This is a genomic window from Brevundimonas sp. FG8 (assembly GCF_057808845.1).
Genome location: NZ_JBMDIU010000001.1, coordinates 440,470 through 457,194, shown reverse-complemented (window position 1 = coordinate 457,194; position 16,725 = coordinate 440,470). Strand labels below are relative to the sequence as shown.

General features: G+C 67.6%; 19 protein-coding genes and 1 riboswitch. Of the genes, 17 read left to right on the top strand and 2 right to left on the bottom strand.

Features of this window, described 5'->3' with window-relative positions; genetic code table 11:
• The first annotated feature begins 136 nt into the window (after window positions 1-136).
• From ACODRV_RS02140 to ACODRV_RS02120, 5 genes are all read left to right on the top strand, one after another.
• Window positions 137-1,798, top strand: coding sequence for a lytic transglycosylase domain-containing protein (locus ACODRV_RS02140; RefSeq protein WP_488907252.1), 1,662 nt, complete (start codon window positions 137-139; stop codon window positions 1,796-1,798).
• Window positions 1,799-2,082: 284 nt separating this feature from the next.
• On the top strand, window positions 2,083-3,381 hold the full coding sequence (gene purB / locus ACODRV_RS02135; protein ID WP_488907251.1) for an adenylosuccinate lyase: 1,299 nt from the start codon (window positions 2,083-2,085) through the stop codon (window positions 3,379-3,381).
• Window positions 3,382-3,384: 3 nt separating this feature from the next.
• The gene (locus tag ACODRV_RS02130) at window positions 3,385-3,744 is read left to right on the top strand and encodes a hypothetical protein (RefSeq protein WP_141626037.1); all 360 of its coding nucleotides are present in this window, start codon (window positions 3,385-3,387) and stop codon (window positions 3,742-3,744) included.
• Between the two features lie 10 nt (window positions 3,745-3,754).
• Window positions 3,755-4,261, top strand: a complete 507-nt coding sequence (locus ACODRV_RS02125) for a DNA-deoxyinosine glycosylase (protein ID WP_488907250.1) — start codon at window positions 3,755-3,757, stop codon at window positions 4,259-4,261.
• Window positions 4,262-4,382: 121 nt separating this feature from the next.
• Entirely contained in the window at window positions 4,383-4,970 is a 588-nt protein-coding gene (locus ACODRV_RS02120; protein WP_488907249.1) for a fasciclin domain-containing protein, read from the top strand.
• Between the two features lie 75 nt (window positions 4,971-5,045).
• On the opposite strand, the gene ACODRV_RS02115 is transcribed toward ACODRV_RS02120, so the two are convergent.
• On the bottom strand, window positions 5,046-5,369 hold the full coding sequence (locus ACODRV_RS02115) for a DUF1476 domain-containing protein (RefSeq protein ID WP_205750851.1): 324 nt from the start codon (window positions 5,367-5,369) through the stop codon (window positions 5,046-5,048).
• Window positions 5,370-5,638: 269 nt separating this feature from the next.
• Here ACODRV_RS02115 and purC point away from each other — a divergent pair, with 269 nt between their 5' ends.
• From purC to ACODRV_RS02070, 9 genes are all read left to right on the top strand, one after another.
• Complete coding sequence (gene purC / locus ACODRV_RS02110; protein WP_141626034.1) at window positions 5,639-6,397, top strand: phosphoribosylaminoimidazolesuccinocarboxamide synthase; 759 nt, start codon at window positions 5,639-5,641, stop codon at window positions 6,395-6,397.
• Window positions 6,397-6,633 carry a phosphoribosylformylglycinamidine synthase subunit PurS gene (purS, locus tag ACODRV_RS02105; RefSeq protein ID WP_141626033.1) on the top strand — a complete coding sequence of 79 codons (237 nt, stop codon included), beginning with the start codon at window positions 6,397-6,399 and terminating at the stop codon, window positions 6,631-6,633. Before purC ends, purS begins: the two co-directional genes overlap by 1 nt.
• A complete protein-coding gene (locus tag ACODRV_RS02100; protein ID WP_255431444.1) occupies window positions 6,630-6,761 on the top strand; it encodes a hypothetical protein in 132 nt (43 codons plus the stop codon). The genes purS and ACODRV_RS02100 overlap by 4 nt, the downstream gene beginning before the upstream one ends.
• Before the next feature lie 71 nt (window positions 6,762-6,832).
• On the top strand, window positions 6,833-7,312 hold the full coding sequence (locus tag ACODRV_RS02095; RefSeq protein WP_141626032.1) for a YbhB/YbcL family Raf kinase inhibitor-like protein: 480 nt from the start codon (window positions 6,833-6,835) through the stop codon (window positions 7,310-7,312).
• Window positions 7,313-7,380: 68 nt separating this feature from the next.
• Window positions 7,381-7,601, top strand: a riboswitch (cobalamin riboswitch).
• 107 nt (window positions 7,602-7,708) lie between these two features.
• Window positions 7,709-10,033 carry a 5-methyltetrahydropteroyltriglutamate--homocysteine S-methyltransferase gene (gene metE, locus ACODRV_RS02090; RefSeq protein WP_488907248.1) on the top strand — a complete coding sequence of 775 codons (2,325 nt, stop codon included), beginning with the start codon at window positions 7,709-7,711 and terminating at the stop codon, window positions 10,031-10,033.
• Window positions 10,034-10,147: 114 nt separating this feature from the next.
• Window positions 10,148-11,377 (top strand): MFS transporter, encoded by a 1,230-nt coding sequence (locus ACODRV_RS02085; protein WP_488907247.1) that lies wholly within the window; start codon window positions 10,148-10,150, stop codon window positions 11,375-11,377.
• Window positions 11,378-11,402: 25 nt separating this feature from the next.
• Complete coding sequence (locus ACODRV_RS02080) at window positions 11,403-11,567, top strand: hypothetical protein (RefSeq protein ID WP_488907246.1); 165 nt, start codon at window positions 11,403-11,405, stop codon at window positions 11,565-11,567.
• 33 nt (window positions 11,568-11,600) lie between these two features.
• On the top strand, window positions 11,601-12,263 hold the full coding sequence (purQ, locus tag ACODRV_RS02075; RefSeq protein ID WP_488907245.1) for a phosphoribosylformylglycinamidine synthase subunit PurQ: 663 nt from the start codon (window positions 11,601-11,603) through the stop codon (window positions 12,261-12,263).
• A gap of 69 nt (window positions 12,264-12,332) precedes the next feature.
• Complete coding sequence (locus tag ACODRV_RS02070; protein WP_141626028.1) at window positions 12,333-12,884, top strand: sugar O-acetyltransferase; 552 nt, start codon at window positions 12,333-12,335, stop codon at window positions 12,882-12,884.
• Between the two features lie 12 nt (window positions 12,885-12,896).
• Here the strand turns inward: ACODRV_RS02070 and ACODRV_RS02065 are convergent, their stop codons facing one another.
• Window positions 12,897-13,091 carry a hypothetical protein gene (locus ACODRV_RS02065; protein ID WP_488907244.1) on the bottom strand — a complete coding sequence of 65 codons (195 nt, stop codon included), beginning with the start codon at window positions 13,089-13,091 and terminating at the stop codon, window positions 12,897-12,899.
• A gap of 109 nt (window positions 13,092-13,200) precedes the next feature.
• On the opposite strand from ACODRV_RS02065, the gene ACODRV_RS02060 reads away from it, so the two are divergent.
• From ACODRV_RS02060 to ACODRV_RS02050, 3 genes are all read left to right on the top strand, one after another.
• On the top strand, window positions 13,201-14,010 hold the full coding sequence (locus ACODRV_RS02060; RefSeq protein WP_488907243.1) for a hypothetical protein: 810 nt from the start codon (window positions 13,201-13,203) through the stop codon (window positions 14,008-14,010).
• Window positions 14,011-14,079: 69 nt separating this feature from the next.
• Window positions 14,080-16,290, top strand: a complete 2,211-nt coding sequence (gene purL / locus ACODRV_RS02055; protein ID WP_141626025.1) for a phosphoribosylformylglycinamidine synthase subunit PurL — start codon at window positions 14,080-14,082, stop codon at window positions 16,288-16,290.
• On the top strand, window positions 16,290-16,724 hold the full coding sequence (locus ACODRV_RS02050) for a DUF305 domain-containing protein (protein WP_488907242.1): 435 nt from the start codon (window positions 16,290-16,292) through the stop codon (window positions 16,722-16,724). Before purL ends, ACODRV_RS02050 begins: the two co-directional genes overlap by 1 nt.
• Window position 16,725 lies beyond the last annotated feature (1 nt).

Sequence of the window (16,725 nt, the reverse complement as noted above, 5' to 3'; positions counted from 1 at the left end):
CAAAAGCGCCCCAAAATTCCGGAAAACTTGACACGGGTCGAAGGCGTGGCGCCTTTTTGGCCTGACGACCGAACGAACAGCGAGACGCCGACCGAAACGAGACGGTCAGGGGTCCGCTCTCAGGGGGGCCGCCTCAGTGCCTGTTTCTTTCCGCCGCGCCTTGCTTGCGCCGACGCTGGCTTTCGCGCTCGCCGCCTTCGGCGCGACCGCCCATGCCGCAGACGATGACCGCCGCGCGCCGTCCGCGCTGAGCCCGGCCGACCGCCTGAGCTACACCACCGCATTCGATGCCCTGCGCCGGGGTGATCTGGAGGCCGCGCGCGCCTCGGCCCGCGCGGCGCAGGATCACGTTCTGCTGGGGCAGGTCGAGTTCGAGCGCCTGTTCCATCCCGACTATTCCGCCACCTACGAGGAACTGGCCGCCTGGCTGGAGGAGTATTCCGACCTGCCGTGCGCCGACCGGGCCTACAATCTGGCCCTGCGCCGTCGGCCGGACGGCGCGCCGGAGCCCCGTCGCCCGGGCCGGTTCTCGAACCGCAGCTGGGCCGCGGCCTCGGCCGCCGGTCAGAACACCGAAGGCGATCCGCTGAAGGCCGCCCGGGTGGCGCTGAACCGCGATGATCTGGCCGGAGCCGTGGTCATCGGTCAGGAGATCGGCGACTGGTGGAGCGTGGGTCTGGCCCAGTACCGGCTAGGCGAGTTCGGCGCCGCCGCCAACGCCTTCGAGCGGGTGCTGGATGATCCGACCGAGGACGGCTGGATCCGCGCCGGGGCGGCCTTCTGGGCCTCGCGTTCGGCCGCCCGGTCGAGCCAGCAGGACCGGGTTCAGCCGCTGCTGCGTCGCGCCGCCGCCTGGCCCGCCACCTTCTATGGACAGATCGCCCTGCGCCAGCTGGGCGAGGACGTGACCATCGAGAACATGGGGCCGACGCCCTATGGCGCGACCCTGCAACGGGCCAGCTACACTCCCGACGAGCCCATCGGGGTCGACGCCGACGAGCTGGAAGAGTTCGTCCGCAACGAACCGCGCGCGCGTCGCACGGTGGCCTTCTTCGAAATCGGACGCCGGACCGATGCGCGCGATGAGCTGCGCACCGGCATGCGCTCGGCCGTGGGCGACCGGGCCCGCGCGATGTGGGCCGCGCTGGGTCGCGCGCTGGGTCCGCGGGTGACGGGTTCCGACGCCGACGCCCGCCGGGTGGACGCCAACAACTACGCCCAGCCGGTGATCGAGCCGGTCGGCGGCTTCGTCATCGAGCGGTCGCTGGTCTACGCCATCGCCCGCAAGGAGACCGGCTTCAACGCCCGCGCCCGCTCCGGCGCCGGGGCCTATGGGCTGATGCAGGTGATGCCGACGACGGCGGCCGAGCTGTCAGGCGACCGGGGTTTCGTGACCGCGCCGGACCGGCTGTATGATCCAGCGATCAACGCCCGCCTGGGGCAGGCCTATGTAAACCGGGTGCTGGCCCGTCCCGAGATCAACGGCGATCTGCTGCGGGTCGCGGCCTCTTACAACGCCGGGCCGGGGCCGATGATGGCCGCTGTCCGCAAGCTGGGGCCGGACGCCGACCCGCTGCTGCTGATCGAGACGATCGACGTGCCGCAGGCGCGTGATTACGTGGAGAAGGTGGTCGCCGCCTACTGGATCTATCAGCGCATGAACGGACGGCCGCTGAACACGCTGGACGCCGTGGCGTCGGGGGCGACCCTGATCCCGCTGAGCCTCGACTATGTGCCGCCGCCCCCGGCTCCGGTGGAGCCGGTACAGGTCGCGTCGGTTCAGACGACGGGCAGCTAGAGACCCGCCAGCAGCATCGCCGGAAGGCAGCAAGCCACCACGATCAGCAGCGCATACACCAGCAGGCTGGGGCGGCGGGCGACGGGTTGAGGCGCTTGCATTGACATGACGGACCTTGAAACGCGTCTGCGTTGCTTCGGCTCCGTTGATACCGCCGTTGTCTTAAGGTCGGGTTGGAACGTGGGGTTAACGCAACACTGACAGACGGGACTTGCCCGGGTTTGACCGGGTGAAATGGCGGCGGCGCTTGACTCCGGAGCCCCTGCGACCGACACGGCCCGTCCATGATCACGCGCTATTCCCGCCCCGACGCCGTCGCTATCTGGTCGCAAGAGACCAAGTACAAAATCTGGTTCGAGATCGAGGCGCACGCCGCCACGAAGATGGCCGAGCTGGGGGTGATCCCGACGGACGCCGCCGAGGCCATCTGGGCCAAGGGCAAGGACGCGGTCTTCGACGCCGACCGGATCGACGAAATCGAGCGCACCACCAAGCACGACGTCATCGCCTTCCTGACTCATGTGGCCGAGATCGTCGGCGAGGAAGCCCGCTTCCTGCACCAGGGCATGACCTCGTCGGACGTGCTGGACACCTGTTTCGCGGTGCAACTGGCACGTTCGGCGGACCTGCTGATCGACGGCGTGGACCGGGTGCTGGCGGCGCTGGAGACCCGGGCCAAGGAGCACAAATTCACCCCGCAGGTCGGCCGCAGCCACGGCATCCACGCCGAGCCGATCACCTTTGGTCTGAAGCTGGCCGGCTATCACGCCGAGTTCCAGCGGGCGAAGCGCCGTCTGATTACAGCGAAGGAAGAGATCGCCACCTGCGCCATCTCGGGCGCCGTGGGCACCTTCGCCAACGTCGATCCGGCGGTTGAGCAATATGTCGCCGACCAGATGGGCCTGCAGGTCGAGCCGGTCTCGACGCAGGTGATCCCGCGCGACCGCCACGCCGCCTTCTTCGCGGCGCTGGGCGTCGTCGCCAGCTCCATCGAGCGTCTGGCCACCGAGGTCCGGCACCTGCAACGCACCGAGGTGCTGGAGGCCGAAGAGTTCTTCGACAAGGGTCAGAAGGGCTCGTCGGCGATGCCGCACAAGCGCAACCCGATCCTGACCGAGAACCTGACGGGTCTGGCCCGTCTGGTCCGCTCGTCGGTGGTGCCCGCGATGGAGAACGTCGCCCTGTGGCACGAGCGCGATATCAGCCACTCGTCGGTCGAGCGCGGCATCGGCCCGGATGCGACCATCCATCTGGATTTCGCTCTGCACCGTCTGGCGGGCGTGGTCGAGCGGATGAACATCTATCCGGAGAACATGCAGAAGAACATCGACCTGCTGGGCGGGCTGGTTCACTCGCAGCGGGTGATGCTGGCCCTGACGCAGGCGGGGGTGAGCCGCGAGGACGCCTATGCCGCCGTGCAGGAGAACGCGATGAAGGTGTGGCGCGGCGAAGGTCGCTTCCTGGACTTCCTGAAGGCCGACGCCCGTGTCACCCTGCCGGAAAGCCAGCTCGAGGCGCTGTTCGACCTCGGCTATCACACCAAGCACGTGGACACGGTGTTCGCGCGCGTCTTCGGGGGTTAAACCATGCTGATGTCCCTGCTTCTGGCGCTGTTCCTGCAGCAGGGCGCCGGTGCGGTCCTGGCGCCGGGCATGACGGCGACGCCGCCGTCCGGGCGCCCGTTCAATGCCTGTATGCGACCATTGGCGACGGATCGCGCCACGGCATCGAGCCGGATCACGATCAGCTGCGCGACTGTGAGGAACGGCGTGCCGGACCAGTGCCGTCTGGAAACCGGACAGGACAACCCGGTCCGTCACCGCACCGCAGCCCGCTGTCTGGCGCGTGAGTACCGGTTCATCGACACCGCCACCGGCCAGCCGGCCAACGGCGGCCCGGTCAGCATTCCGATCAGCCTGAGCGTCCAGATCCAGGACCCCTTCTGAGTCCGATCCGGTGAAGCGGGGGTTCGCGCCCGTCGTCGACGCCGGGACGCGGTTGCTGATCCTCGGCAGCCTGCCCGGCGACGCTTCGCTGAGCGTGGGGCAATACTACGGCCATCCGCGCAACGCCTTCTGGCGGCTGGTCGGCGACGTGATCGGGCGGGACCTGACCGCCCTGCCCTATGAGGACCGGCTGACGGCGCTGAAGGCCGCGGGCATCGGCCTGTGGGACGTCATCGCCGGCGCGGAGCGAAAGGGCAGTCTCGACACGGCGATCCGGAACGCCGAGGCGGCTGACCTGTCCGGGCTGATCGACCGCCTGCCGAACCTGAAAGCCATCGCGTTCAACGGAGCCACGGCGGCGAAGCGCGGCGCGCGCGTGCTGGGGCCGGACACCGGCGTCCCGGTCAGACTGAACCTGCCGTCGAGCAGCACGGCGCTGGCGAAACCGCTTGCATGGAAGGCGGAACATTGGGCCATGATCGCGCCCTACGTCGCCTCCTCGACCGGGAGACCATGAGTCCGCCCCTCTCCTGCCCCCGGGTCGCGGCGGTCTGACGCAGCCACATCCGAAGGCCCGCCTCGTGCGTAATTCCTGACGACGCCACCCCCCGTGCGTCACTCAGGAAGGAAACAGAACCATGAAGCGTACCGCTCAAGCCGCCCTCCTCGCCGCCGCCTCAACCCTGCTGCTCGCCGCGTGCAGCAATGCCGAAGAAGCCCCGCCGCCGGCCGAAGCCGCCCCCGCCGACGCCATGGCGCCCGCCCAGACGACGGAAGCCGGAACGATCGTCGCCGTCGCCCAAGGCGCGCCCGACTTCTCGACCCTCGTTTCGGCGGTCCAGGCCGCTGATCTGGTCAGCACCCTGAACGGGGCTGGCCCGTTCACCGTGTTCGCCCCCACGAACGCCGCGTTCGCCAAGGTCCCGGCCGCGACCCTCGAGGGGCTGCTGGCGCCCGCCGGCAAGGCTGAGCTGACCAAGATCCTGACCTACCACGTGGTCCCGGGCCGGGTGGATGCCGCGACCCTGACGCAGCAAATCCAGGCGGGCAACGGCACGGCGACCCTGACCACCGTTGAAGGCGGCACGCTGACCGCCCGCGTCGGCGCCGGCGGCTCCGTGACCCTGACGGATGAGGCCGGCAATGTCTCGACCGTCACCCAGACAGACATCGCAGCCTCCAACGGCGTTATCCACGCGATCGACACCGTGGTGATGCCGAACTAGGCCGAAATCCACGCCAGAAACGAGAAAGGCCGCCTCTGCCGAGGCGGCCTTTTTTGTCGGACGATCCGTAAGCGCCTATTCGCCGTTGCGGATCTGCTCGCGGGCGACGGAGGACAGTTCGTCCATCTTGCGACGGATCTCGCCTTCCGAGACGACCAGACCCGAACCTTCGAAGTCCTGGGCGATCTTGCGGAAGACGTCTTCCTCGCCGGGCTGCTCGAAGTCGGCGCGCACGACGGCGGCGGCGTACTGGTCGGCGCTCTCGGTGCTCAGGCCCATCTTCTCGGCGGCCCACAGACCCAGCAGCTTGTTGCGCCGGGCGGTCGCCTTGAACTCCTGCTCCTCATCGAGGGCGAACTTGGCCTCGAAGCCCTTTTCGCGATCGTCAAAGGTGGTCATGGGCGTCTGCAGGCTCCTCAAACGACCGGGGGGTGGCCGCGTTGCGCTGCTCTATATCCGCACCGGGGGCGAACGCAACCGGAACCAACAGGTTGCGGCGGCTTGTCCCCCATCGGTGTCATCCGCTGCGCCGTTTGTATCACGGGGCGGGTTCCGCTAAGGAGACCGCGACGATTTACCCGCCCGCCCGATTCCGGATCGCGCTGACCAGACCTACGCGCTGGCTGCGCGTTTTTTGTTTCCGGCGTGGCCCCGCCCGGACGAGACCCATGAACGTCAAGCGCAAGAAGCTCTACGAGGGCAAGGCCAAGATCCTGTACGAAGGACCCGAGCCCGGCACCCTGATCCAGTACTTCAAGGACGACGCCACTGCCTTCAACGGCGAGAAGAAGGCCCAGCTCGAGGGCAAGGGCGTCATCAACAACCAGATCAGCGAATTCATCATGTCGCGCCTGAACGGCATCGGCGTGACCAACCACTTCATCAAACGTCTGAACCTGCGTGAACAGCTGATCCGCGAAGTCGAGATCATTCCGCTGGAAGTCGTCTGCCGCAACGTGGTGGCCGGTTCGATGAGCAAGCGCCTCGGCATCGAGGAAGGCACGCCCCTGCCCCGTTCGATCATCGAGTTCTACCTGAAGAAGGACGAGCTCAACGATCCGATGGTGACCGAAGAGCACATCACCGCCTTCAACTGGGCCTCAACCCAGGAGCTGGACGACATTCTGGCCATGACCGTGCGCGTGAACGACTATCTGTCGGGCATGTTCGGCGCCGTCGGCATCCAGCTGGTGGACTTCAAGATCGAGTTCGGCCGCATCTGGGAGAATGACTTCGCCCGCGTGATCCTGGCCGACGAGATCAGCCCGGACAGCTGCCGCCTGTGGGACGTGAACACCGGCGAGAAGCTGGACAAGGATCGCTTCCGCCGCGATCTGGGCAATGTCATCGAAAGCTACACCGAAGTGGCGCGCCGCCTGGGCATCATGAAGGGCATGCCCACGGTCATTCAGGGAGGGCTGCACTGATGGCCAAGGTCAAGGTTCACGTCTTCCTGAAGCCGGGCGTTCTGGACGTTCAGGGCAAGGCCGTTGAAGGCGCGCTGAACGGTCTGGGCTGGGGCGGCGTTTCCAACGCCCGCGTCGGCAAGCTGATCGAGTTCGACTTCGCCGGCGAGGGCGACCCCGCCGTCGAGGCGAAGAAGATGTGCGAAACCCTGCTCGCCAACACGGTCATCGAATCCTACCGGATCGAGGTCGCGTGAAACGCATCCTGAAGCCTCTGGTCATCCTCTTCATCGTCGCGGGCTGCGTGATCTTCGCCGCAGCCCTCGCCGGTGGACTGATGGACGACAGCGCCTTCACCACCGCCGCGCACGAGCAGGGGCACTAAGCCCCGCTCCACGGGTGACGGGGCCGCCCCGCGCGCGTTATGAGGTCCGCAGTCCTTTTGCGGAGCGGCCCATGACCTTCACCCTGACTTCCAACGACATCACCGACGGCGGCGTGCTGCCGGACGCGCAGGTTCAGGCGAAGGGCAATACCTCGCCGCATCTGTCATGGTCGGGCGCCCCCGAGGGCACGAAGAGCTACGCCGTCACCTGCTACGACCCTGACGCCCCCACGGGCTCGGGCTTCTGGCACTGGACCGTGGCCAACATTCCCGCCGATGTGACCGAGCTTAAGACCGGCGCCTCGTCCGCCGATCTGCCCGCCGGATCGGTCGAGGGGCGCACGGACTACGGCCCCGCAGGCTTCGGCGGCGCCGCCCCGCCTCCCGGTCACGGCCCGCACCGCTACATCTTCACCGTCTTCGCCGTGGACACCGACAAGCTGGACGTCACCCCGGACAATTCGGGCGCCGTCTTCGGCTTCAACCTGCATTTCCATACGCTGGCCAAGGCGACGATCACCGCCACCTACGAAAACACCGGCCAAGGCTGACCCCAAGCCAATCCCATAAACATATAAGCATGTCTTTATATGTTTCTTGACTTCGCCGGAGGATGCCCGCTCTATGCGGGCATCGTGGTTCTGCGCGCGGCTTTCGGGTCGCGCGGAGCTAAGAGGGAAGCCGGTGAGACGCATTTCGCGTCAAATCCGGCGCTGCCCCCGCAACTGTAAGCGGCGAGCCGAGGGTCCATCTCGTGTCACTGGGGGTTCGCCTCCGGGAAGGCCGGGCCCGAAGCCGTGACCCGTGAGCCAGGAGACCTGCCCCGACAGATAACGTCCTCCGGCGGGGTGTCCGGTCAGGCCGCAAGTGCGCCGCCGGATCCGATGCCCGCGTGAGCGTTCGCGCGTCCCTGTCCGAAGCCCTGCCAACAGCAAAGGTTTCGCCCCATGACCGCCCGCCTCCCCGTCCAGGTCGCCACCCTCGGCTTTCCCCGCATCGGCCCGAAGCGCGAGCTGAAGACCGCGCTTGAAGCCCACTGGGCCGGCAGGCTCGACGCCAAGGCATTGTTCGCCGCCGCCGCCGACCTGCGCGGTCAGGCCTGGGCCCGCCAGCGTGAGCTGGGCGCGGACCTGATCCCGTCGAACGACTTCTCGCTGTACGACCATGTGCTGGACACCACCGCCATGGTCGGGGCCGTGCCCGCGATCTACGGCTGGTCGGATGACCGGGTCGATCTGGACACCTATTTCGCCATGGCGCGGGGGGCGCAGGGGGACCGGTGCGAGCACGGCCACGCGCAAGTCTCCGGGCATGGCGCGCAGGACGCGCCGGCGGCCGAGATGACCAAGTGGTTCGACACCAACTACCACTTCATCGTGCCGGAGTTCACGGCGGACCAGACCTTCCGCCTCGCCTCGACCAAGGCGCTGCACGAGTATCTGGAGGCCAAGGAACAGGGGGTCGAGACCCGGCCGGTGCTGCTGGGGCCGGTCAGCTATCTGCTGCTGGGCAAGGCGAAAGGCGGCGACTTCGACGTCCTCTCGCTGCTGCCGAGACTGCTGCCGGTCTATGCCGAGGTGCTGCGATCGCTGGCGCGCGCGGGGGCGACCTGGGTGCAGATCGACGAGCCCTGCCTCGTCACTGACCTGCCAGAGGGCGCGGCCGAGGCCTACGCCCTCGCCTACCGGATGCTGTGCGATGTGACGCCGCCGATCCGGGTGATGCTGACGACCTATTTCGGCGGGCTGGAGGACAATCTCGAACTGGCCCTGTCGTTGCCCGCGCACGGTCTGCACGTCGATCTGGTCCGGGCGCCGGAGCAGTTGGAGGCGGTGGTCGCGGGGGCGCGACCCGATCAGGCGCTGTCGCTGGGCGTCATCGACGGGCGCAATGTCTGGAAGGCGGACCTGAGCGCCGTTCTGGATCGGATCGAGCCGGTGGTCGGCTCTGGCCGTCAGGTGATCGTGGCGCCGTCCTGCTCGTTGCTGCACACGCCGATCGATCTGGACCAGGAGACGACGCTGGATCCGGAGGTGCGCGATTGGCTGGCCTTCGCCGTGCAGAAGGTGGGCGAACTCAAGGTGCTGGCCCGCGCGCTCAACGAAGGGCGCGATGCGGTGCGAGTCGAACTCGATGCAACGGACGCGGCCATCGTCTCGCGCCGGAACTCCGTGCTGATCCAAGACCCGGCGGTGAAGGCGCGGACGGCGGACGCCGCACCGGCGCAGCGCGCCAACGGCTTTGAAATCCGCCGTCTGGCGCAGGCGAAGCGGCTGGGCCTGCCCGCCTTTCCCACGACAACCATCGGCTCCTTCCCCCAGACGCCGGAAGTGCGAAAGGCCCGCGCCGAGCACGGCAAGGGCGTTCTGGCTGACGCCGCCTACGAACAGTTCCTGCGTGAGGAAACCGTTCGGACGGTGAGGCGGCAGGAGGACATCGGGCTGGACGTGCTGGTCCACGGCGAGTTCGAGCGCAACGATATGGTCCAGTATTTCGGCGAGCAGCTGGCGGGCTTCGCCTTCACCAGGGCGGCGTGGGTGCAGTCGTATGGCAGCCGCTGCGTCCGTCCGCCGATCATCTTCGGCGATGTGTCGCGACCAAAGCCCATGACGGTTGAGTGGTGGCGCTATGCCCAATCGCTGACCGACAAGCCGATGAAGGGCATGCTGACCGGGCCGGTGACGATCCTGAACTGGTCGTTCGTGCGGGACGATCAGCCGCGAAGCGAGACCTGTCGCCAGATCGCCTTCGCCATCCGGGACGAGGTCGTCGATCTGGAGGCCGCGGGGGCGCCGATCATCCAGATCGACGAGGCCGCCCTGCGCGAAGGCCTGCCGCTGCGTCGCCGGGACTGGCAGGCCTATCTGGACTGGGCGGTGGAGTGCTTCCGCATCACGGCCTCGGGCGTGCGGGACGAGACCCAGATCCACACCCACATGTGTTATTCCGAGTTCAACGACATCATCGCCAGCATCGGCGCGCTGGACGCCGATGTGATCTCCATCGAGACCTCGCGCTCGCAGATGGAGCTGTTGGACGCCTTCAAGGACTACAAATACCCGGCCGAGATCGGACCGGGAGTCTATGACATCCACTCGCCGCGCGTGCCATCCGTCGAAGAGATGACCGCCCTGCTGGTTGCGGCGAAGGGCAGGCTGCCGGCGGAACGGCTTTGGGTGAACCCGGATTGCGGCCTGAAGACGCGCAATTGGCCGGAGACCGAAGCCGCCTTGCGGAACATGGTGGCGGCGGCGCGCGCGGCACGGGGCTGAGCGGCGTTTCGTCATCGCCTGCACCGGAAAATCGGCAATCGCCGCGATGGCGGTTGATCCTCAGGGACAAGGCCCCATGTTGCAGCGCAACATTGTTCCCCCGAGTAATCCTTCATGACGCCCGTCGACGCCTCCGCCAGTCTCGAGTCCGATCCGGAGGGGGCGCCGAAGACCCTGAAGTCGGGCGCTGTCGCCCTGCTGCTGACGGCGCTGGGCATGGGCGGCTTCGCCATCGGCGTCACCGAGTTCGCGGCGATGAGCGTGCTGCCGGACTTCGCCCGCGGGCTGGGCGTCGATGAGCCGACGGCCGGCCACGCGATCAGCGCCTATGCGGCGGGGGTCGTGGTCGGGGCGCCGATCCTGGCGGCGTTCGGGGCGCGGCTGCCGCGCTGGATCCTGCTGATCGGACTGATGGCCCTGTTCGCGGTGGCCAACACCCTGAGCGCCCTGTCGCCGAATTTCGAGACCATGCTGGTGTTCCGCTTCCTGAGCGGGCTGCCGCACGGGGCCTATTTCGGGGTGGCGGCGCTGGTCGCGGCCTCGGCGGTGCCGCTGAAGTTCCGGACGCGAGCGGTGTCGACCATCCTGATGGGACTGACCATCGCGACGGTGCTGGGCGTGCCGGTGGTCAATCTGGTCAGTCAGGCGCACGGCTGGCGCTGGACGTTCGGCATCGTCGGCGCGCTGGCGGTGTTGACCATGACGATGGTGGCGTTGTTCGCGCCGCGCGATCCGGCCCACCCGAACGCCAGCCCCCTGCGGGAACTCAAGGCGCTGAAGAACCGGCAGGTGTGGCTGACGCTGGGCGTGAGCGCCATCGGCTTCGGCGGGATGTTCGCGGTCTACGCCTACTTGGCCTCGGTGCTGCGTGAGGTGACCCGGGTCGGTCCCGAGATTCTGCCGTGGGTGTTCGCGGTCTTCGGCATCGGGATGTTCAGCGGCAATCTGCTGTGCGCCTGGGCCGGAGATCGGTTCGGTTTCAAGGCGGCGGCGGGCGTACTGATCTGGAGCGCGATCTCGCTGGCCCTGTATCCGTTGGCGTCGCAGCACCTGTGGTCGATGCTGGTGGTCGTGCTGTTCATCGGCGTCGGCGGCGGGCTGGGTTCGATCCTGCAGACTCGACTGATGGACGTCGCCGGTGAGGCGCAGACCCTCGCGGCGGCGCTCAACCACTCGGCGTTCAACACGGCCAATGCGCTGGGGCCGCTGCTGGCGGGTGCGGCTGTCGCCGCCGGCTTCGGCTGGGCCTCGACCGGATGGGTCGCCGTGGGCCTGACGCTGGGCGGACTGGCGATCTGGGTCTGGGCGTGGCTGGACGGAAAGCGGACGGTCGCTGGAGCCTGACCGCAGTTCCGGATATCCTCGGTCCATGACCGAGGTTACCAACGAAATGATCTACGAGTTGGCCGTCGCCATCCGCTCGGACCTGGACGATCTGCTCGAGAAAGTGAAAGACCTCAAACTTGAGGCCACGGCGATGCGCCTCGAGATGGAACAGTTTCGCCGTTCCACGCCAATCGAACCCGCGCACTGACATTTCGTTCGAACCCTGCTAAACGCCCGCGCCATGAGCGCAGCCGTCATCGTCTTCCCCGGTTCCAACTGCGACCGCGACTGCAAGGTCGCCGTCGAACGCTCCACCGGCGAACAGGTGCAGATGGTGTGGCACGGCGAGACCGAGCTGCCCAAGGGTCTGGACCTGATCGTCCTGCCGGGCGGCTTTTCCTACGGCGACTATCTGCGCTGTGGCGCGATGGCGGCGCAGGCCCCGATCATGCAGGCGGTGAAGAAGGCCGCTGACGACGGCGTGGCCGTGGTCGGCATCTGCAACGGCTTCCAGATCCTGTGCGAGGCCGGACTGCTGCCGGGCGCCCTGCTGCGCAACTCGGGCCTCAAATACGTCTGCAAGCCGATCAGCCTGACCGTCGCCAATGGCCAGACCCGCTTCACCTCGGGTTATCAGGGCCAGCGCGAAGTCGTGATGACCCAGGGCAACGGCGACGGAAACTACTTCGCCGACGAAGAGACCCTGAAGCGGATCGAGGGCGAGGGCCAGGTGGTCTTCCGCTACGTCGACAACCCCAACGGCTCGGTCGCCGACATCGCCGGCATCCAGAACGCGCGCGGAAACGTGCTGGGCATGATGCCCCACCCGGACCGCGCCTTCGAAGCCGAACTGGGCTCCGCCGACGGCGCGATCCTGTTCCAGAGCGTCTACGCCGCCGCCTGAACCTGTCGCCGGGCTTGACCCGACACCGCGGACCGTGCGGTTTCCCGTGGAGAGGATCGGGGGAGCGGCATGTTCATCAGCGAACGGCAGAAGATGATTTCGGGCCAGCCCTACAATCCGGGCGACCCCGAGCTTCAGGACGACCAGACCGCCGCCAAGCACTGGATGGCGCGCTACAACGCCTCACTGGCCTCGACGCCCGCCGAGCGGCGCGATCTGCTGCGCCAGAAGCTGGGCGAGATCGGCGAGGGCGTGGTGATCCGCCCGCCGTTCCACTGTGACTACGGCTACAATATCCGGCTGGGTCGGAACGTCTTCCTGAACTTCAACTGCGTGATTCTGGATGTGTGCGAGGTCGATATCGGCGACCTGACGCAGATCGGGCCGGGCGTGCAGATCCTGACCGCCGACCATCCGCGCGATCCCGAGGAGCGGGCGCGGGGGCTGGAGTTCGGTCGGGCCGTATCCATCGGGCGCAATGTGTGGATCGGCGGCGGCGCGATCATCCTGCCCGGCGTCACCATCGGGGATGACGCGGTCATCGGCGCGGGATCGGTGGTGACACGCGACGTGCCGCCCGGCGTGACCGTCATGGGCAATCCGGCGCGCGAGAAGCGCTGAGCGAAGGGGCGATCAGCCGCCCAGGTCGTCGTTGATGTTGCGGACAACCGGATCGCCGGGCTCATCATCCTCATCGACGTCCGGCGTGGCGATGCCCCCCGCGTCGCGTTGGGCCTTCAGTTCACGTTCGCCCAGACCCAGGCCCTGTTCCCGGGCGCGGTCGGCTTCAACGAAGTCGGTTTCGAAACGGGGCGTCTCTTCGGTCATCGGTCGTCTCCGGTTGTGCGAGGGCTGAACCGCAGACGCGCGAGAGGGTTCCGGTGAACCAAAGCGCTGCGCCGGACGTAGATCAGGGAAAGTCACGTCCGGAGCGCCCATGTCATCCATCGTCCGCCCTACCCCCGCCCAGATGACACGGCGTCTGATCGTACTGGCCAGCGCGATCTTCGCTGTGGTGGTGGCGCAGGTGCAGATGGGCTTCGGCCTTGGGCAAACGGCCGAGGCGTTCGCGGCGGACAGCGACGCGACGCTTAAGGTGGCGGGCTACGCCTTCGCCATATGGGGCGTCATCTATCTGGGCCTGCTGATCTATGCGGTGCGGCAGGTGTTGCCCGCGACGGGCGAGAGCGAACTTCTGACGCGACTGGGCTGGCCGTCCGCCCTCGCCTTCCTCGGCATCGGCTTGTGGATCGTGGCGGCGGCGTTCGATTGGGAGCTGGGCACCATCCTGCTGATCTTCGGCTCGCTGCTGGTGTTGCTGATTCCGCTGCTCATGAACGCCCGGGCGATCCGGGTCCTGCCCCGCGCCTCGCGGGAGCGTTGGATGGTGGTCTGGCCGCTGGCCCTGCTGGCCGGTTGGCTGGGGATCGCGGCGCCGGTAAACCTGCTGACCGTGCTGACCGGGAACGGCGACCTGCCGGCCGTCCTGTCTCCGACGGTCTGGGCGCTGACCGCCGTGCTGCTGGTCACGCTGAAGGCGCTGGCGGTGACCTGGGTGCTGCGGACGCCCGCCTTCGCCCTGCCGATCGCCTGGGGGCTGCTGGCGGTGTTCGTGGCGGAGATGGACCGTAATCCGGTGCTGGCGACGGGGGCTGTTCTGGCCTCCGGACTGACTCTGGTCGGGGCGGTGATCCTGACCTTCCGACTGGCTCCGTCGGTCGAGCGGATGGATCCGGAGCGGCTGTAGGGCGCACAGCGCCGATGTTGTTGCGTCCAAGGCTGACAGGACGGCCTTCTGTCGCTAGAAGGCCGGGCCATGAGCGCTCCTGAAAAGACCATGGCCGAGCTGGCCGCCGAATACGGCCTGGCCCCGAACGAATATCAGGTCGTCCTCGACCGGCTGGGCCGCGAGCCCAACCATGTCGAACTGGGCGTCTTCTCGGTGATGTGGTCCGAGCACTGCTCGTACAAATCCTCGAAGATTCATCTGGGCAAGTTCCCCACCAAGGGACCGCGGGTGATCTGCGGCCCGGGCGAGAACGCCGGGGTCATCGACATCGATGACGGCGACGCCTGCATCTTCAAGATGGAGAGCCACAACCACCCGTCCTACATCGAGCCCTATCAGGGCGCGGCGACGGGCGTGGGCGGCATCATGCGCGACGTCTTCACCATGGGCGCGCGCCCGGTGGCCCTGCTGAACGCCCTGCGCTTCGGCGACGTGGGGCATGAGAAGACCAAGCGTCTGGTCTCGGGCGTCGTCTCGGGCATCGGCGGCTACGGCAACTGCGTCGGCGTGCCGACCGTGGCGGGCGAGACGAATTTCCACGCCGGCTACAACGGCAACATCCTGGTCAACGCCATGTGCGTGGGTCTGGCGAAGTCGGACGCCATCTTCTACTCGGCCGCGCCCTCGGCGGGCCTGTCGGTGGTTTACTTCGGTTCGAAGACCGGCCGTGACGGCATCCACGGCGCAACCATGTCGTCGGCGGAGTTCGACGATGAGTCGGAATCGAAGCGCCCGACCGTGCAGGTCGGCGACCCGTTCGCCGAGAAGCTGCTGATCGAGGCCACGCTGGAGCTGATGGCCTCGGGCGCTGTCGCCGCCATCCAGGACATGGGCGCCGCGGGCCTGACCTCGTCGTCGGTCGAGATGGCCGGCAAGGGCGGCGTCGGCATCGAGCTGAACATGGACGCCGTGCCCCAGCGCGAAGAGGGCATGTCCGCCTATGAGATGATGCTGTCGGAATCGCAGGAGCGGATGCTGGCGGTTCTGAAGCCGGGCCGCGAGGAAGACGGCTATCGCATCTTCGAGAAGTGGGGTCTGGACGCCGCCGTGATCGGCGTGACCACCGACACCGGCCGTCTGGTGCTGAAGCATCACGGCGAAGTGGTCTGCGACGTGCCGCTGGCCCCGCTGTTCGACGACGCGCCTCTGTACGACCGTCCGTGGGTGCAGCCGGACCTGCAGCCGCGCCTCGATCCGAAGGACGTGCCCGCGCCGGAGAACTGGACTGACGCGGTGCTGAACGTCCTGACCTGCCCGGATATGGCGTCCAAGCGCTGGATCTGGGAGCAATACGACCGTCACGTGATGGCGGACACCCTGCACGACTCGGCCACCGGCGCCGACGCGGGCGTGGTTCGGGTGCATGGCACGGACAAGGGTCTGGCCGTCACCAGCGACTGCACCCCGCGCTATGTGCAGGCCGATCCCTATGAAGGCGGCAAGCAGTGCGTGGCCGAGGCCTGGCGCAACCTGACCGCCGTGGGGTCGCGCCCGATCGCCATCACCGACAACCTGAACTTCGGCAACCCGCAGCGCCCCGAGATCATGGGCCAGATCGTGCGGGCCATCGACGGCATGGCCGAGGCCTGCCGCGAGCTGGACTTCCCGGTCGTGTCGGGGAACGTCAGCCTCTACAACGAGACCAACGGCGTCGCCATTCCGCCGACCCCGACGGTCGGCGCGGTCGGCCTGCTGCCCAACTATGACACCGTCACCGGCTTCGGCGGCGCGGTCGAGGGCGATACGCTGGTGCTGATCGGCGAGACCCGCGGCGAGCTGGGCGCGTCCATTTACCTGCGCGAAGTGCTGGGCCGCGAGGACGGCGCGCCGCCGCCGGTGGACCTGAAGCTGGAACGCAATACGGGCGACTTCGTGCGTGGCCTGATCGAGAGCGGCGAACTGACGGTCGTGCACGACCTGTCGGACGGCGGACTGATCGGCGCGGCGGCGGACATCGCGCTGGCGTCGGATGTCGGGGTCGAGCTGAACGCCTCGAGCGCGGCGCACGCCCACGCCTTCCTGTTCGGCGAGGACCAGGCCCGCTATCTGGTGGCCGTCACCGACGCCAACGCCCTGATCGCCAAGGCCCATGAAGCCGGGTTGCATGCCTCGGTCGTCGGCATGGTGAAGGGCTCGGACTTCGCCTCGTCGGGGCCGAAGGGCGAACTGTTCCGCCTGCCGGTCTCGCACCTGCGCGAGATGCACGAGAGCTGGATGCCGAACTGGATGAACGGCTGATGCGCGCCGCGCCGGGTCTTGCCGCTCTGGTGATGCTGGCCGCCTGCGAGGGCGGCGGCGATCCGGTGGAGCAGGCCCTGCGAGAGACGGCGGCGGTCAACCATTCGGCCACGGTGGAGGATGGCCAGGTGTCGAAAGCCGCCGAAACCGAGACCGCAGGGCCGGGATGGGAAGGTCGTCCAACGCAAGGCGACGCCGCATTCCGTCGAGCAGAGCGATCCATGCACGACAAGATGGCCTCCGCCTCAGGCCAGACGGTCGATGAGACCTATATCGCCAAGATGATCGAACACCATCGCGGCGCGGTGGCCATGGCCGATGTGGCTTTGGCCCAATCCACCGACCCCGAAATCCGTCGCATGGCGCAGGCGGTCAAGGACGCCCAGACCCGCGAAATAACGGAGATGCGGGCCTGGAAGCCGGCGGGCGAGTAAC

Excerpts from the sequence above, each read along its gene's own strand:
- ACODRV_RS02085 (WP_488907247.1), top strand. The coding sequence starts at position 10,148 with ATGACGCCCGTCGACGCCTCCGCCAGTCTCGAGTCCGATCCGGAGGGG.
- ACODRV_RS02080 (WP_488907246.1), top strand. The coding sequence starts at position 11,403 with ATGACCGAGGTTACCAACGAAATGATCTACGAGTTGGCCGTCGCCATC.
- metE (WP_488907248.1), top strand. The coding sequence starts at position 7,709 with ATGACCGCCCGCCTCCCCGTCCAGGTCGCCACCCTCGGCTTTCCCCGC.
- ACODRV_RS02070 (WP_141626028.1), top strand. The coding sequence starts at position 12,333 with ATGTTCATCAGCGAACGGCAGAAGATGATTTCGGGCCAGCCCTACAAT.
- ACODRV_RS02060 (WP_488907243.1), top strand. The coding sequence starts at position 13,201 with ATGTCATCCATCGTCCGCCCTACCCCCGCCCAGATGACACGGCGTCTG.
- ACODRV_RS02095 (WP_141626032.1), top strand. The coding sequence starts at position 6,833 with ATGACCTTCACCCTGACTTCCAACGACATCACCGACGGCGGCGTGCTG.
- ACODRV_RS02130 (WP_141626037.1), top strand. The coding sequence starts at position 3,385 with ATGCTGATGTCCCTGCTTCTGGCGCTGTTCCTGCAGCAGGGCGCCGGT.
- purS (WP_141626033.1), top strand. The coding sequence starts at position 6,397 with ATGGCCAAGGTCAAGGTTCACGTCTTCCTGAAGCCGGGCGTTCTGGAC.
- ACODRV_RS02065 (WP_488907244.1), bottom strand. The coding sequence starts at position 13,091 with ATGACCGAAGAGACGCCCCGTTTCGAAACCGACTTCGTTGAAGCCGAC.
- ACODRV_RS02050 (WP_488907242.1), top strand. The coding sequence starts at position 16,290 with ATGCGCGCCGCGCCGGGTCTTGCCGCTCTGGTGATGCTGGCCGCCTGC.
- purL (WP_141626025.1), top strand. The coding sequence starts at position 14,080 with ATGAGCGCTCCTGAAAAGACCATGGCCGAGCTGGCCGCCGAATACGGC.
- purB (WP_488907251.1), top strand. The coding sequence starts at position 2,083 with ATGATCACGCGCTATTCCCGCCCCGACGCCGTCGCTATCTGGTCGCAA.
- purC (WP_141626034.1), top strand. The coding sequence starts at position 5,639 with ATGAACGTCAAGCGCAAGAAGCTCTACGAGGGCAAGGCCAAGATCCTG.
- ACODRV_RS02115 (WP_205750851.1), bottom strand. The coding sequence starts at position 5,369 with ATGACCACCTTTGACGATCGCGAAAAGGGCTTCGAGGCCAAGTTCGCC.
- purQ (WP_488907245.1), top strand. The coding sequence starts at position 11,601 with ATGAGCGCAGCCGTCATCGTCTTCCCCGGTTCCAACTGCGACCGCGAC.
- ACODRV_RS02120 (WP_488907249.1), top strand. The coding sequence starts at position 4,383 with ATGAAGCGTACCGCTCAAGCCGCCCTCCTCGCCGCCGCCTCAACCCTG.